The organism is Paenibacillus pedocola, from assembly GCF_031599675.1.
GTDB classification, from domain to species: Bacteria; Bacillota; Bacilli; order Paenibacillales; family Paenibacillaceae; genus Paenibacillus_AQ; species Paenibacillus_AQ pedocola.
The window spans coordinates 1119155-1134591 of sequence record NZ_CP134223.1; the positions used below are offsets into that span (position 1 = coordinate 1119155).

At 51.4% G+C, this 15437-nt stretch carries 10 protein-coding genes; 6 read left to right on the forward strand and 4 right to left on the reverse strand.

All coding sequences use genetic code 11. The features are described 5' to 3' along the window. Window positions 1-38: 38 nt before the first annotated feature. The gene (modB, locus tag QU597_RS04810) at window positions 39-695 is read left to right on the forward strand and encodes a molybdate ABC transporter permease subunit (RefSeq protein WP_310833230.1); all 657 of its coding nucleotides are present in this window, start codon (window positions 39-41) and stop codon (window positions 693-695) included. A 110-nt stretch (window positions 696-805) separates the two neighbouring features. On the opposite strand, the gene QU597_RS04815 is transcribed toward modB, so the two are convergent. Further along, window positions 806-1822 (reverse strand): substrate-binding domain-containing protein, encoded by a 1017-nt coding sequence (locus QU597_RS04815; protein WP_310831608.1) that lies wholly within the window; start codon window positions 1820-1822, stop codon window positions 806-808. A gap of 120 nt (window positions 1823-1942) precedes the next feature. After that, window positions 1943-2716 carry a polysaccharide deacetylase family protein gene (locus tag QU597_RS04820; protein WP_310831609.1) on the reverse strand — a complete coding sequence of 258 codons (774 nt, stop codon included), beginning with the start codon at window positions 2714-2716 and terminating at the stop codon, window positions 1943-1945. A 195-nt stretch (window positions 2717-2911) separates the two neighbouring features. Here QU597_RS04820 and QU597_RS04825 point away from each other — a divergent pair, with 195 nt between their 5' ends. From QU597_RS04825 to QU597_RS04835, 3 genes are all read left to right on the forward strand, one after another. Continuing rightward, window positions 2912-4321: a deoxyguanosinetriphosphate triphosphohydrolase family protein gene (locus tag QU597_RS04825; RefSeq protein WP_310831610.1), complete on the forward strand. Its 1410-nt coding sequence runs from the start codon at window positions 2912-2914 to the stop codon at window positions 4319-4321. 371 nt (window positions 4322-4692) lie between these two features. Beyond that, complete coding sequence (locus QU597_RS04830; RefSeq protein ID WP_310831611.1) at window positions 4693-9468, forward strand: glycosyl hydrolase; 4776 nt, start codon at window positions 4693-4695, stop codon at window positions 9466-9468. Between the two features lie 225 nt (window positions 9469-9693). Then, window positions 9694-11475 carry a methyl-accepting chemotaxis protein gene (locus tag QU597_RS04835; RefSeq protein ID WP_310831612.1) on the forward strand — a complete coding sequence of 594 codons (1782 nt, stop codon included), beginning with the start codon at window positions 9694-9696 and terminating at the stop codon, window positions 11473-11475. Window positions 11476-11547: 72 nt separating this feature from the next. On the opposite strand, the gene QU597_RS04840 is transcribed toward QU597_RS04835, so the two are convergent. Next, window positions 11548-12504, reverse strand: a complete 957-nt coding sequence (locus QU597_RS04840) for a D-2-hydroxyacid dehydrogenase (protein ID WP_310831613.1) — start codon at window positions 12502-12504, stop codon at window positions 11548-11550. A 91-nt stretch (window positions 12505-12595) separates the two neighbouring features. On the opposite strand from QU597_RS04840, the gene thpR reads away from it, so the two are divergent. Together thpR and QU597_RS04850 are read left to right on the forward strand one after the other, a co-directional pair. Beyond that, window positions 12596-13195 (forward strand): RNA 2',3'-cyclic phosphodiesterase, encoded by a 600-nt coding sequence (thpR, locus tag QU597_RS04845; RefSeq protein ID WP_310831614.1) that lies wholly within the window; start codon window positions 12596-12598, stop codon window positions 13193-13195. 82 nt (window positions 13196-13277) lie between these two features. Continuing rightward, window positions 13278-14165, forward strand: a complete 888-nt coding sequence (locus tag QU597_RS04850; protein ID WP_310831615.1) for a cell wall hydrolase — start codon at window positions 13278-13280, stop codon at window positions 14163-14165. Window positions 14166-14233: 68 nt separating this feature from the next. Here the strand turns inward: QU597_RS04850 and QU597_RS04855 are convergent, their stop codons facing one another. Beyond that, window positions 14234-15424, reverse strand: a complete 1191-nt coding sequence (locus QU597_RS04855) for an MGDG synthase family glycosyltransferase (protein WP_310831616.1) — start codon at window positions 15422-15424, stop codon at window positions 14234-14236. Window positions 15425-15437: the final 13 nt, after the last annotated feature.

Here is a 15437-nt window from a genome sequence, read left to right on the forward strand (position 1 = left end):
TTTAGAATGATGATAAGCGGGGTGGGGATCGGATGGGGATGAACTGGACTGATTTTTTCGCCCCGGTCTGGCTTTCGGTCAAAATCTCTTTAATTACCAGTATAATTGTATTCATTCTGGCTACCTATGCGGCCAAGCTGATGGCGGGCCGGAAGTTTCCGGGACACAATCTGGTTGAGACCGTGCTGCTGCTGCCGCTTGTCCTGCCGCCTACTGTAGTGGGATTCGTGCTTTTGGTAATCCTGGGGCGCAGGAGCTGGGTTGGCAGGCTGTATGAGCAGTTTACGCAGCATACCATCCTGTTCACTTGGGGGGCAGCCGTTATCGCAGCGGTGGTTGTCGCTTTTCCGCTCGTATACAGAACTGTTAAAGCTGGGTTCGAAGGCGTAGAGAAGGATCTCGAAGATGCCGCCCGCGCTCAGGGGGCCAGTGAGCTTCAGGTTCTGCGCTATGTGACGCTTCCGCTGGCCAGCCGCTCGCTGGCTGCGGGTTATGTGCTGGGCTTCGCCCGGGGGCTTGGGGAATTTGGCGCCACGATCATGGTGGCGGGCAACATTCCCGGCCGCACCCAAACCGTGCCGACCGCGATTTATGTAGCTGTTGACGGCGGGAATATGACGCTTGCCTGGATGTGGGTCTGCTCGATTATTGCCATTTCGGCCCTAATGCTGATGTTCGTCAACCGCCGTTCCTGAAGCGTAGAATGCAAAAACTCCGGCTATGCCTGTGTAACCAGGTAAGCCGGAGTTTTTGTGTGCAGCTTAACTCTCATTTAACTCTCATTTAACTCTCATTTAACTCTCATTTAACTCTCATAAATTATCCTGCCTGTATCGGAAAGATCATAGCTGTGGATGGAGCTAAGCTCGCTCTTAAAGGCAGAGGAGCGCAGAATATCAAGCACTGCACTGATCCACTGTTCATTCCCAGGCTTCTTGAGCATGACCAGATCGTAACGTTCCTTGATCAGCGGAATGAATTCAAGTCCATCAACAATTTTGGCCGCCTTCTCAGTGCCGATGCCGACATCGGCTTCGCCGCGGGACACTCTTCCGGCAACAGCTAAGTGGCTGTTCTCCTCGGTGTCATATCCGATTAGCTCTGCGGCGCGGATGCTGTGCAGACGCAGCTGCTCGTCCAGCAGGACCCGTGCGCCGGAGCCGCGTTCCCGGTTAATCAGCTTCAGCTCCTTCTGCTGCAAATCCGACCAGCTCCGGATGTTCTTCGGGTTGCCCTTCTGTACATAGAACCCTGCACTGCGTGCCAGCAAATGGACTACGATATAAGAGGAACCGACCAGAAGCCTGCGGATATAAGGAAGGTTATATTCGCCTGTATCGCCATCCAGCAAATGAGTGCTGACGATGTCGGATTCGCCATGATACATGGCGATCAGGCTGTCCAGACTGCCTGCATAAGAACGGAGCGGGCGGGTGGACGGGAGGCTGCGTTCCAGATGGCTGGCCAGAATATCCAGCGACATGTCCTGTCCGGTAATGACAACATTCGTTCCCGCAGCTTTATTGGAATACCCCGCAGGCTGGGCGAGATGAAGCGGCACCGAGAATGTGGCTGGAGGCAGCACGAACGGGGTGGCAGGCGGCAGAGTGGAGGATGCTGCTGGACCTCCCTGCAGGCCGGCGGCAGAGCTGCTGCGTGAGTTCTGCTTGTAGGCCTCAAGATCGGTATGGTCCACCCGCATTTGCTTACCTACGCGGTAAGAAGGCAGCTCGCCTTTTTTGATCAGGTCATAGACCTTTAACTTGGATATCTTCAACAACCGGGCGATTTCCTCGGTAGTGTAGGAAGTGTTCTCGGACATAGGGGAAAGCCTCCTAAAGGATGCACTGCTCCAGCGCTCATTAAGTCTTGATGATAGCTCAAGACTACCTTATTTTGAAGACCCGTGCAATTAAAGAACCTTGAGGAGTCAGCGAATTGATTAATAAGCCAGTTGTCTGTTGTTTTCCGCTTTCTCGGTATTCGCCAGTCCGATCAGCTCGGAGACGGTAACAAAACGGAAGCCCTGTTTCTCCAGTGCAGGCAAAATAATCTGGAGGGCTTCCCTCGTCTGAGATTGCCCGTGAACATAGTCGTGGAAGAGCACAATATCGCCGCTATGGGCGTTCTTGATGACTTTATTAGAGATGCTCCATACCCCTGGACGGTTCCAGTCGCGTGTATCCTGATGCCAGGACCACAGTACCGGCTTCAGTCCCATGCGGTTGGAGACGTCCACCAGGGTTTCGTCATACATTCCGCCTGGTGGTCTGAACAGACTGCTGTGCCGGCCCGAAATCTTTATAATCTCATTCTCTGTCAGCTCCAGTTCCTTCATAACCTGCTCTGCGGAGATTGGTTTTTTGAAATAAACGTGATTGTACGTATGATTAGCCAGCTCGTGCCCTTCGTAGATTACGCGTTTGGCAATCTCAGGATAAGCAGCGATTTTTTTGCCGATGGCAAAAAAAGTGCATTTGGCGTTGTAATCATGCAGCACATTGAGAATTTGAGTGGTTTCCGTCGGATCTGGACCGTCGTCAAAGGTTAGGGCGATCACCTTTTGACTGGTTGGCACTTCCCAGATCATATCCCCCTTCTGCTCGTAATAATAGCGGTTTTTGACATCTGAACGGGCCAGCAGCGGGTTTGAGCAGCCGAGCAGAAGTACCAGTGCAGTGAGTGTCACGGCGGAAATGCGGCAGCTTGTTTTCATGGGTATCTCAGTTCACTCCATACCGGACCCGCCTCTGGAGAAACGGGCTATTTTGACATTAGAATGCACCATGACTGCGGTGAAATATTCACTATGGACCGGACAGGATGTATATTTCTATTTTAGAGTGAAAGTTTTGCAGGAAATGAATTATAATGTAGTACTAAATACAGAAACAGGATAGGGGCAGCGGATATGACACTTATTGAGAAAAGAGAGCATCGGCAATATCCGGAAATTACCCGTCTGGAAACGTCACGAGCCGCCTATGAGCGTGATTATTCACGCCTGATCCATTCGCCGACTTTTCGCCGGCTGCAAGGTAAATCACAGGTGTTCGGCGCCGGAACCGGCGATTATTACCGGACGCGGCTTACCCATTCACTGGAGGTAGCGCAAATCGCCCGGGAAGCGGCCAAAAGCCTTCTGCGCTCCTACCCGGAAGTGGAGACAGGACAAGCGGATAATCCGGGCCTGGTCATTGATCCGGAGGTGGTGGAATGTGCCGCCATCGCCCATGATTTTGGGCACCCGCCGTTTGGGCACAAGGGGGAAGAGGTGCTCGATAATATTTTGGAGCAGCTCATTGCCAAGAAGGCAGCTGAAGAAGCGCTGAAGTCAGGCGCGGGTCCGGTACAGGAACAGATTATCCACGGGAATATGAAAAGGCAGTATGAGCATTTTGAAGGCAATGCGCATAACTTCCGTCTGATTATGTTTCTTGAGAAGCGCGAGAATATAGACGGCCTGAATCTTTCTGATGCCGTGCTGCTGGGGATCAACAAATATCCTTTTCCCGGCACGGTGCTTAAGAAAGGAATGTATCTGTCCGAATGGAATTATATCTCGGAGATACGGGAAACGTGGGGAGTTCCTGCAGGAAAGAAGACGCTGGAAGCCCAGCTCATGGATCTGTGCGATGATATCGCCTACTCTGCGCATGATCTGGAGGACGGGATTAAGGCGGGTAAAATCGAAGTGCATGAACATTTCATGCATGATGCCTACATTCAGCGGCTGATCGTAGAGAAAATCACGACGCTGGAGGATTCCTTCTGGACGGGCTGGAAGCCCGAGGCCATCCATACGAAAGTCGAAGAAGTATTAAGCGATTTCCTTCGGGTCTGGATGGAAAAGATGCCGACCTGCGAAAATGATTATTCCCGTACCCGCCGTGAGGTTAAAGCCTACTGGGTCAGCACCTTTGTCGCCAGTCTGGGGGTTATCCATGACGGAGACTGGAAGAAGGTTACCTTTATCAAGGATGGCAAAGAGGACGAGGATATGCTGCGGACGGTCAGTGTGCTCAAAAGCTTCGCCTGGGTGACGATGATCCGTGATCTGCGTGTGCAGCGCCTGCAAAAACGCAGCGAGTGGATTTTGCGGCGGCTGTGGGCGGCGTTCAATGATCCGGAAACCTCGAAGGCGATCATTCCGAGCGACTGGCTGCAGCGCTTCGAGAAGGATCAGCGGCAGAACAAGCCGATTTGGACCTGGGAGCATATGGTGATTGATTATATTGCCGGGATGACGGATGCATTCGCCGAGAAAATATACAATGAACTGTATGGTTTGAAGGTAGGATCGATTTACGATTTGGATTAGAAAAACGAACCGGACCCGTTAAGGGTTCCGGGTTTTTTTTTTTCTGTTTTTCTGGTCTTGGCTTTTCTTTTCTGGTGCTGATTTTAGTTTTCTGGTCTTGTATTGTGTTTTAGTTATTATTTTGTTAGTACTAAAATTGGACCTTTAGAATTATTTTTATACCCAAAGTGAGTTTGATTAATCTGAATATACCTTTATTTATCAAGGTTTTTTCGAAACATGGCTTATCTTAAATTTATATATCTTCAGCTGAAGGAATTATTTTATTTGAAAAAGTTATTGTTTAATTATTATTTAAGTGCTACTATTACCAGGAAGTTATTGGTGTGATTTTGTAATTGAAAGCACTTACACAAAAGGAGGATGAGGTAGTGAAGAAATTTAAAAAGAGTTTCCTGCTATTCCTGACGGCCATCATGCTGTTTTCACTGGCCGCACCGGCACTTGCCGGCAGTAACGCACAGGAGAAGCTGGATACGCATTGGGCGAAAGAGAGCATTGGAAAGTGGCGCGGGAACGGCGTCATTCAGGGCTATCCTGACGGGTCCTTCAAGCCGGATAATCAGGTTACCCGTGCAGAGCTTGCGAGCATCATCAATAAGCTGTTCGGGTTCAGCACACTTTCGGGAACCCCGTTCTCGGATGTGCCTGCCGGAGCCTGGTATGCCAGGGATTTAGCCATAGCGAAGCAGGCGGGTTATTATAAAGGCTTTCCGGATAATAAAGCGAAAGCGGATACACAGGTAACCCGTCAGGATGCTGCAGTGCTCCTGGCATCTGTATTCTCGCTTGCCCCCGCTAATGGAGGGATTACAGCGGCATATACGGACGGGGCTGCTATCAGTGCCTACGCTGGAGAAGCTGTTCAGGCGCTGAAGGGCACAATCAACGGCTATCCCGACGGCTCTTTCCGTCCGGATCGTCCAATCACCAGAGCAGAAGCTGTCAGTATCATTGACAGGCTGGTCAGCGGCTACTATAACATGGCTGGAACGTTCACCGGCGGCGATATTACCGGCAATGTACTGGTGAACCGCAGCGGAGTAGTATTGAAGGATGCGAGGGTTTCCGGCAACTTGTATTTGGCTCCCGGAATCGGCAGCGGTGAAGCTGCGCTGGATAATGTAACCGTACAGGGATCGGTGTATGTCTCCGGCGGCGGTGAAAATTCAATTCATTTCAAAAATTCGAAACTGGCGGTTGCCCAAGTGAACCGGCCGGACGGGAAGGTACGTATCGCTGCAGAAGGAAATACAAGTATCGGACGTTTGTTGATTGAAAGCGCTTCTATTATAGAGCTCGAATCCGGCGCAACAGTTACAACGTTGATAATCGGCAATAATGCCCAAGGTACGGTGCTCAGCGGCAAAGGAGCGATCGGCAGACTTGAGGTGCTTGCTTCTTCCGTCAGCTTAAACGGCAAGACGCTGGCACAAGGCAGCTACACTGTGAAAGATGGAGCTGCCGCAGCAGAAGGCACCACAGCCGGCAGCACAGCGGGGAGCAATCCGGGCAGCAGCAACGGAACCGGCGAAACCGGCGGAACCGAAACGCCGGAAATCCAAATCGTGGATACCGCAGCAACTCCGGCTACGAAATCCTTATTTGCTTATCTGGACGAGATGAGCGGCAAGCAGACGATGTTCGGGCATCAGCATGACACCACCGTCTCTATAGCCGGCAAAGATACGAATGGCAGCGTAATCTCCGATGTATACAGCGTTACCGGCGACTATCCGGCGGTATTCGGCTGGGATACCCTCTCCCTGGACGGCTATGAAGCACCTCCCGGAGTCAGCGGGAATTATGAAGCCAGCCGCTTAGGGCTTACTGCTGCTATGAAGCATGCCCATGAGCTTGGCGGCATCTTGACACTGAGCACGCATCCTTATAATTTTGCCACCGGAGGAAGCTTCAATGATACAGGGAACACTAAGGGGGCAACAGCATCCGTAGTTGCGCGGATTCTGCCGGGCGGTGACAAGAATGCTGATTTCAATACGTATCTCGACAGGATCGCAAATTTTGCCAACAACCTGAAGGATGATAACGGCAGCCTGATTCCGGTGCTGTTCCGTCCGTTCCATGAGCAGAATGGCGGATGGTTCTGGTGGGGAGCGGCAACGACAACCAAAAGTGAATATGCTGAGCTGTACAGATACACCGTAGAATACCTGCGGGATGTCAAAGGCGTACACAACTTCCTGTATGTATTCTCGCCAAACGGCTCGTTCAACGGGAATGAAAATGAATATTTAACTACCTATCCGGGAGATCAGTATGTGGATATTCTGGGGATGGACCAGTATGACAATAAGGACAATGCCGGTTCTGATGCTTTCCTGAACGGGCTTGTCAAAGATTTGAAGATGATCTCCGGGCTCGCCCAGTCGAAGGGGAAGATCGTTACCCTCTCTGAATACGGCTACAGCGCCGCCGGGATGAAGACCACCGGTAACAATGAGCAGGCATGGTTCACCAAGGTGCTGAATGCGATCAAGGCGGACCCGGATGCGTCCAAAATCTCCTATATGCTGACCTGGGCCAACTTCGGTGAAGGCAATAATTTATATGTTCCTTACAAAAATGTGCCCAACAAGGCAGATCACGAGCTGGTGGGTGATTTCGTCAATTTCTATAAGGATTCTTATTCGGCGTTTGCCGGCGATATCAAAAATGACAATAAATACAGCCGTGTGGTAAATGCTGCAGCGAAGCAGCCCTTCCTGCATATTGTTTCTCCGAATAATGTCGGTACGGTTACTGAGGCCAAGACGGTCATCCGCGCCAAGGCGGCGAATTTTGTTCCTGCCAAAGTTACCTACACTACAGGAACTAATGCCGAGACCGAAATGACGCTCGGAGCGGACGGCTATTATTCCGCAGTCTGGCAGCCGGAAGCAAGCTTGAACGGTACAACGGCTGACATTACGGTAAAGGCATACGGAACAGGAAATGTGCTGCTTACACAGAGCATCTCTGTATTTGTGAAGATTAACGAAGTTGCGGTAAAAGAAATCCCCTTTAATATAGCAGCCGATGCCGGTCTAATTCAGAACAATGGCACCTGGTCCGGCCTGGCAGGCAACGGGGAGACCATTAAGACGGAGCTTCAGCATGCGGTACTGGCCGGGGACGGCAAGCTAGCAGTCAACATCACTGGCGGACTGTCTCCCGAAGACACCTGGCAGGAGCTGAAGCTGCAGCTTACACCGGCGGCTCTCGAAGGTGTTAATTTAGCCAAAGTCAGCCGGGTGAAGCTGGGAGTGCTGATTCCTGAAGCGGCGCAAAATGAATCCGGAAATGCTGCGGTCCGGACCGTTGTGCAGCTGCCTGAGGACTGGAATACCAAGTATGGCATGGATTCCAGCTACAAAGCGTTGTCCGCTCTGGAGAAAGTGACAGTTGACGGTGCCCGGTATTACAAATATGACGCGGTTGTAGAGTTGGATAATGCTGAGAAATCGGCAGCCGCTACGGGTCTGGCGATCTCCATCGTTGGCAGCGGGCTTGTCTCGGATGGCGTGCTTCCGGTTTACGTAGACGATATCGGTCTATATAACAGCTACACTGCGCCGGTAGCCGACAATGCGCTGGTGGATGATTTTGAATCCTATGGCTCCAGCAGCGAGGCGCTTGCGGCTAAGTATCCAAAAGCCGGCGGTGATGATATCAGCGCTACTCTAAGCACCGAACGTAAAAATTCCGGAAGCTACGGCATGAAGCTGCAGTACAGCCTGAACAGCCAGCAATATGCCGGGGTCGGAAAAAGCCTGGGCTCGCTCGACTGGTCTGCTTATAACGCAATCAGCCTGTGGGTGGCATCTGATGGCAGCGGCTCCTATGCGGAAACGGGGAAACCGCTGAAGCTGGTTGTCCAGCTTGTGATTGACGGCGGATACTTCGAAGCTTATCCGGTCATCACCCCGGATCAGAACGGTAAGGTCGTCCTAAGCCTTAAGAATCTTACAGAGATGAGCTGGGGCAAGGGCGGTGCACTTACTGAGGAAAGACTGAAGCAAGTACAGAGCTTTAATCTTTATGTGAATTCCATGGACGGCCAGGCGCATGAAGGTGCACTCTATTTTGACGATATCCAGGCGGTGTATGATCCTGCAATGCCTGATCTGTCCGGTGAGGACGGAGGAGAGTCCGGAGGACACGCGCCAGGTGTGCTGTACAAATTCAGCAGCGCTGAAGATATTGCCGGCTGGGTAACAGCAAACGGGGACAGCGCCAAAGCGAAGACTCCTGTGTTTTCGGAAGAAGAGCAGGCTGCAGGTGTGGAGTTCGATATGGTCAATACAGGTCAGAATGCAGACGGCAGCTATAAGCAGTCCTTTGAGCTTGCGGTTGATCCGGTTAAGCTGGATCTGAGCGGGCTGGATACGATAAACGCCAAGGTTAAGCTGTCAGCCGGCACGGCCAAAGCCCGGCTGTTCATTAAGACGGGAGCCGGCTGGACATGGTCAGACAGCGGGACACCTGTAGCGGTAGACTCCAGCGGGTATAAGACACTGACGATTTCACTGCCTGCCGCAGCCGAAGCAGCGGGTGTAGATCTGACTGCCGTAAAGACCATCGGTATCAAGATTGAAGATATTGCTAACAGCGGGGGCACGGCGAACCTGTTCCTGCAGGAGATTGCGCTGGCTGTTGCAGTTCCTGACATTTATTACGGGTTCGAAGGCGGAACAGACGGCTGGGCCGCGACGACTGGCACTGCCGTGGTATCCAAGGCTGTTTATGCGGAGGGCAGCCAGTCTTTAGGACTGGATTTCACTTGGACCGGTGCGGGTTCTTCACTTGAAGTGTCAAAGACCGCCAATCTGGATCTAAGCTCCTTCAGTGGAATTACCGCCAAAGTGAGAGTGGTATCTGATCATCCTGATGTACAGGCCAAACTGTATTTGAAGCTGCGCGGATATGCCGTTTGGCTGGACTCCGGGGCGAAGGCGGCAGCCGGAACAGGGTTTACGGAGTTCACCATTGACTTCAATGATATCTACAATGTGTACGTAGGCAGCGGAGCAGAGTTTACACTGGATGATCTGAAGCAGGTAAATGCTGTAGGCATTCAGCTGATTACCCCCTCTGAAGCCGGAAATGCAACGGTTTATATTGATGATGTGAAAGTTTTGCAGTAAAGGTATTCCGGTTTGTTTAAGATCCCGGGGCTCTCTAGGTTGAGAGTCCCGGTTTTTTTTGCAGCAAAAGAACGAGTCCCGATTAAATACCTGACATCGCCTAAATATATCCCCGGAATCTGCCGAAATATAGAGTGTAATCCATCGTTTTGCCCTTTTATGAAAAATGAAAGCAATCGATATGAATTACATGTAAGGTTTTCGGAAAATAGAGGGGGCACATATATGGGACAAAATCGGAAACTAAAGGAACTGAAGGAATTCGTGTTAAAGCATGGAAGTGGAATAAAGAAAGTTGTTGCTAACAGCAACAGGAGCATTGGTGTAAAGATAGCTTCAGGCTACGTGGCTTTAGCGATTTTGGTTTTAATTATTGGGGGCGCTTCTCTCTTTCAAATGAACAACATGCAGAAGAACACGGGCAACATTGTGGAGAATGTGATTCCTGCACTGGATCAGGTACATAAGATCAACTATTACATGGAGCATATTATGGCTTTGAGCATGCAGCATATTTTGAACGCAGACAGCGCAGAAAAATCAAAGCTGGAAGAACAGCGGGGTCAGTTTATCCGAAAAGTAACGGATGCGATGAAGAGCTACAGGCAGTCGGTTAGCGACAAAACACGGCTGCAGCAGCTGACAGCGCTGGGCGATAAATGGGAAGAATATATGACCATCAATAATCAGGCGATTAAACTCAGCAGCTCAGGGGATGAGGAGCTTGCCCTTGAGGTTTCCCAAAAAGGAATCGCTGCCTTCAATGCCATGCAGACCGATTTAGGCGCATTGGTAGACTATAGCCAGAAGGAAGCTGCGCAAGAGGGAAGTCATTCCGTTCAAACGTTCCATACCTCGATTACGATAAATATTGTGATCATTGTGCTGGTATTGGTGGTCATAGGCTTAATCAATATGGTGATCCGCAAGACAATGATTAACCCGCTTAAGAAAGTAACCGCCCATTTGCAGCGGATTGCAAGCGGAGATTTGACCTCAGAGGATACCTTTATCGTTAATGAGGATGAGATCGGCCGGCTGGCCAAAACAGTAAATGAGACGAACCGCACACTTCTGGAGATCGTTAACCAGATCCGCCATGTCTCGGGGGTTATCGCCAACCAAGGGGAAGAACTGGTGCGCACGGTTTCGGGTACGAAGGAAGGAAGCAGCCAGATTGCTCTTACCATGGAAGAACTGGCCAAGGCGTCAGGAAGTCAGGCGGAAGCCGCGGTGGAAGCCTCCAAAGCTGTCGATGACCTGAACAGGCTGATCGGAGATTTTGCCGGAAAAGGAAATGAGCTGCTGCATCACTCCGAGCAGGTGCGTTCCAAAGGCGACCGGGGCAGACAGCTGATGGATAGCTCAGTCGCGCAGATGGGGCAGATTGCAGAGGCTGTATCTCAGTCCATGGAGACGGTAGAAGAGCTGAACCGCAAGAATGAAGGCATATTCCGGCTGGTCGGCTCGATCCGCAATATCTCCGAACAAACGCATTTGCTGGCTATCAATGCTGCAATTGAAGCCGCCAGGGCCGGAGACAGCGGACGCGGCTTTGCGGTAGTGGCGCAGGAGGTGCGCAAGCTCTCGGAGGATGTGCAGCAGACGGTAGCGGAAATTACCGGCATAACGCAGGGGATACAGCTGGATTCGAAGGATATGGTAGAGAATTTGCGCAAAGGTGTCCTGAAGACAGAGGAAGGCAGCCGGCAGATCGTAGAGACAGGTGACGCTCTGGCCGAGATCAACAGGTCGGTAAATGTTATGGCCGGAACCATTGAGAATATGGGCCATAATATTGCGCAGATGACCGGTGCCAGCGAAAAGATGAACGAGTTCAGCCAGCATATTTCAGCCCTGGCGCAGCAATCGGCAGCCGGTGTAGAAGAAACCTCGGCTTCTGCCCATGAGCAGGTGAGTGCAACCAGTGAGGTTGCAGAAGGAATCGGGCAGCTGAAGAGCCGCCTGATTGAGCTTGAGGAATCTGTAAAACGGTTTGTAGTATAAGAAAACAGCCCCCTTGGGGACATATACTCACAAAGAGTACATGTCTTTATAGGGGGCTGTTTTAGTCTGCAATTAGTATTGGCGGTTATAATCAACAACGTTACGTGAAGGGGTGCCGGTCTTCAGATAAGCCTCCATATTGGCAGTGAAAATTTCGACCACCCGGTCGGCATAGCGGTCCGTCGAACCCGCACAGTGCGGGGTAATGACGACCTGCTCCATACCCCAGAGAGGGTGCTCCGAAGGCAGGGGCTCAGTCTCAAATACATCCAGGCCGGCACCGGCCAGCCGGCCGCTGTTCAGCGCGGCCATCAGGTCTTCTGTATTTGTTGTGGCTCCGCGCCCGATGTTGATATAATAAGCGCCTGTTTTGCAGGCGCCAAATACGTCTGCATTAAACAAATCCTGCGTTTCGTCCGTAAGCGGCAGCGTGTTTATGATGAAATCAGCCTGGCTGACAGCTTCTGTGAGCTGGCCGGTTGTGTAGACCTGGTCAAAGCCGGGAGCGGGGTTACCTGAACGGCTGACTCCGATCGTGTTCATCCGGAAGGCTTTGGCGATTCTTGCCGTTTCGCTGCCAATGGAGCCTGTACCGGCAATAACGGCTGTCTTGCCGGTCAGCTCACTCTCCGTACCGTCTGAATGCCAGTTGCGATCCTGCTGATTACGGATAGCGGTATGCAAATTCCGGGTGAAGATCAGCATAAAACCGAAGATGACGGCTGTAATCGGTTCAGCATGGACACCGCTGGCATTCGTTAGTATAATTCCCCGCTGCTCCAGGCGTTCCAGCGGCAGTTTTTCAACACCTGCTGACCAGGTTTGCAGCCACCGGAACGGTGAATCCGGGCGCAGCAAGGTGTCACTGATGCCTTTGCCCCAGCCGATTACGATTTCTGCCTGGGCGAGCACCTCCAGATCCGGTTTTTTGGCATCTCCCAGTGTAAGGGTATAACCTGGGGCGGCGGCGAGGATGGATTCCTGCTGCCGGGATGTAAGGGGCTGTAAACATACAATAGATTTAGTCAATGAAGGTTCCCTCCTGGTATGCTTTTTAGTAAAAATGGCTGATTCTGTATACAATAAGGATAACAAATCTGCCTGGAAAGGTGAAACTGATATGAAATCTGCTGCGAAAGAAACGGAGCGACTGTTTATAGCTGTGAAGCTGCCTGCGGAAATAAGCAGAGTATTAGGGCAAGAATGCGCTGAGCTGTCTGAAAGGCTGAAGTTTGCCAAATGGACACATCCGCTAGACTATCATATTACCCTCCAATTTCTGGGTGACACACGAAAGGAACAGATTCCGGCGCTGCTTGAAGCACTGAAGGAAATTTCCGGCAAGCATGCTCCGTTTAAACTGCAGCTGAAGGAATGGGGAACCTTTGGTCCGGGAAGTGCGCCAAGAGTGCTTTGGGCCGGGGTGTCAGGCGAGCTCGAGAAGCTTCAGGGGCTTCAGCGTAGTGTGGTTTCTGCAACGGCTCCCCTGGGTTTTAGTGCAGAGGAAAGACTATATGCCCCCCATCTTACGCTGGCCCGCAAATACCGGGATGAGCTGCCTTTCAGCACGGAACGGCTTGGGAATTTACAGGTCCATAAGCCGGGTGACGAGAACAATTGTTCGGAAAATGACTGGACGGTAGAAGGCTTTGTGGTGTATGCTACTAGGATGCATGCCATTCCTATGTATGAAATCATCGAAAATTTGACATTTTTCTAATGATAAATCGACAAGAAAGTTTTCAAAGCTTCCATTTTCGGTTACATACAATAGGAATGTGCCGTAAAATAGGAGGTAAAAAATGGAAATTTTTAAACAAAACCGCTGTATTGCGCTGCTTGTCGGCGTTATTCTAGTGTGTTTCTCTGCTATAAGCTTGCTGAGCCCCGGTAGAATTAACGAAGGGCAGAATACATTGAAGATGGATAAATTTGGAGGTGCCGGCCATGCATCTGCAGCAGCCCTGTTGCCGCAGACAGCAGTAACCCCTGAGAGGATAAAAGGAACGGTTAAACCCATGCTCTACACCACAGCGGCAATTCCGGGCCATGTCTGGAACGGCAAACAAACGGTGGACTGGTTCACTCCCGCTAAGCTGAAGCTTAAGGCAGCAGCCGGGACGCAGCCCGCCAAGCCGAAGACCGTTGTGGTGAAGGTGTCGCCGGAAGCGCAGCAAGCGCTGAAACAGGCGGCAGCTAAGGGGAGTCAGAGCGTAACCAAAGTAAAAACGGCATCTCAGCAACATCCCCCCACAAAATTGTTCTTCTCCCGGACCAAGCTACTAAGCCAGGAACAGCAAGCACAAGCAACCTGGAGCTACGCGGTATCCGAAGAAGACCTGCTACTGCTGCAAAAAATCGTTATGGCAGAAGCGGAAGGTGAACCGTACCAGGGCAAGGTGGCAGTCGCCAACGTTGTTCTGAACCGGCTGCGGTCAGCCAATTTTCCCGACACTATACATGAGGTTATTTATCAGAAAAGCCAGTTCAGTCCTGTGGCGAACGGGCGTCTTCAGCGAGTAAAGCCGAATGAAGACAGTATTAAAGCAGTCAATGCCGCGCTTTCCGGGGTGAAAGAAGTTACTGACGATACTTATTTTTTCCTGTCTCTAAAGTTGGCACAGGATCTTACCGTGCATCATTCACGGACCTACGCCAAGACAATCGGCAATCATACATTCTATAAATAATTACGAAAACTGAAAAAGCCTCCATATCCGTATGACTCCGGATTGGAGGCTTTTTATTGGGTTCTTCATTAAGGTGTGACATAGACAGGCTCTTCCGTCCGGGCTTGTTGCGTCCGTGCAGTCCGTGGTTCAGCTGCCCCGTCTGCACTCTTGCCCAAGAGCTGCAGCACGGTGGAGGCACAGTTATGCGGCTGCTGCCGTTCCAGGGCCAGCCGGCGTTTCCGCTGCTCCTCAAGACCGGCATATTCCCGCAGCAACAGGGAAAACCATCTGTCCACCACATCCGAATCGAGCACCTCGGCGAGTCCCAGCTCTACGAAATATTGGGCATTTTTCTCTTCCTGTCCCGGAATGGCACTGTAGAAGAGCATCGGTATACCCTTGGCCTGACCTTCTGTACAGGTCATCCCGCCAGGCTTCGTAATCAGCAGATCAGATGCATCCATCAGCTTATTGATTTCGCTGCTGTATCCCAGGATCTTCACATTGGGATGATTCAGCAGGGGAGTGGCGCGCATTTTGGCCACAAGCTTATCGTTGCTGCCCATGCAGAAGACCAATTGGATGTCGTCCATCCGGGCGGTCAATGAATCCATGACATCTTTGCCGAACATCAGACCCCATCCACCGCCCATAATCAATACGGTAGGGATATCGGCAAGCCCGAGCTCCTTGCGGAGCTGCTGCTTGCTGGAACGCTCCCAGAATTTCGGATGCACCGGAATGCCGGTGACCGTTACCAGTTCAGGAGGAACACCCCGTCCGGTCAGAATCGATTTGACCCGGGAGGTTGAGACCAAATAGCGGTCTGCCTCGGGATTAACCCAGCTGCCGTGAGCATCATAATCAGTTATCAATGTATACAGCGGTATATCCAGCCCCTGCTGCTTCAGCCTGGAAATGACGGCAGCAGGAATCGGATGGGAGCAGATAATGAGATCAGGCTTAAGCTGCTCGATCACCTTTTGGGCATGTGTATAAAAAATCCGGTGAAGTGCCGCTCGGGTCAGCCGGTTCAGTGATTTATGATATTGGGTTTTATACATCATGCCGACCAGCTTAGGCTGGCTGCTGACTGTTTTGCGGTAAGCGGAAAGAATCCAAGGAGCAACCGTAGGATTCAGGAATCTCCCCAGCTCAATGACCCGGCACTGGACGTCCGGGTTAAGCAGTCTGATTCCTTCGGCCAGAGCATAGGCTGCCCCTGTATGGCCCGTGCCGAAGCCTTCCGAAAACAGCAGTACTCTTTTCTTTCGCATAAGTTCACCTGCT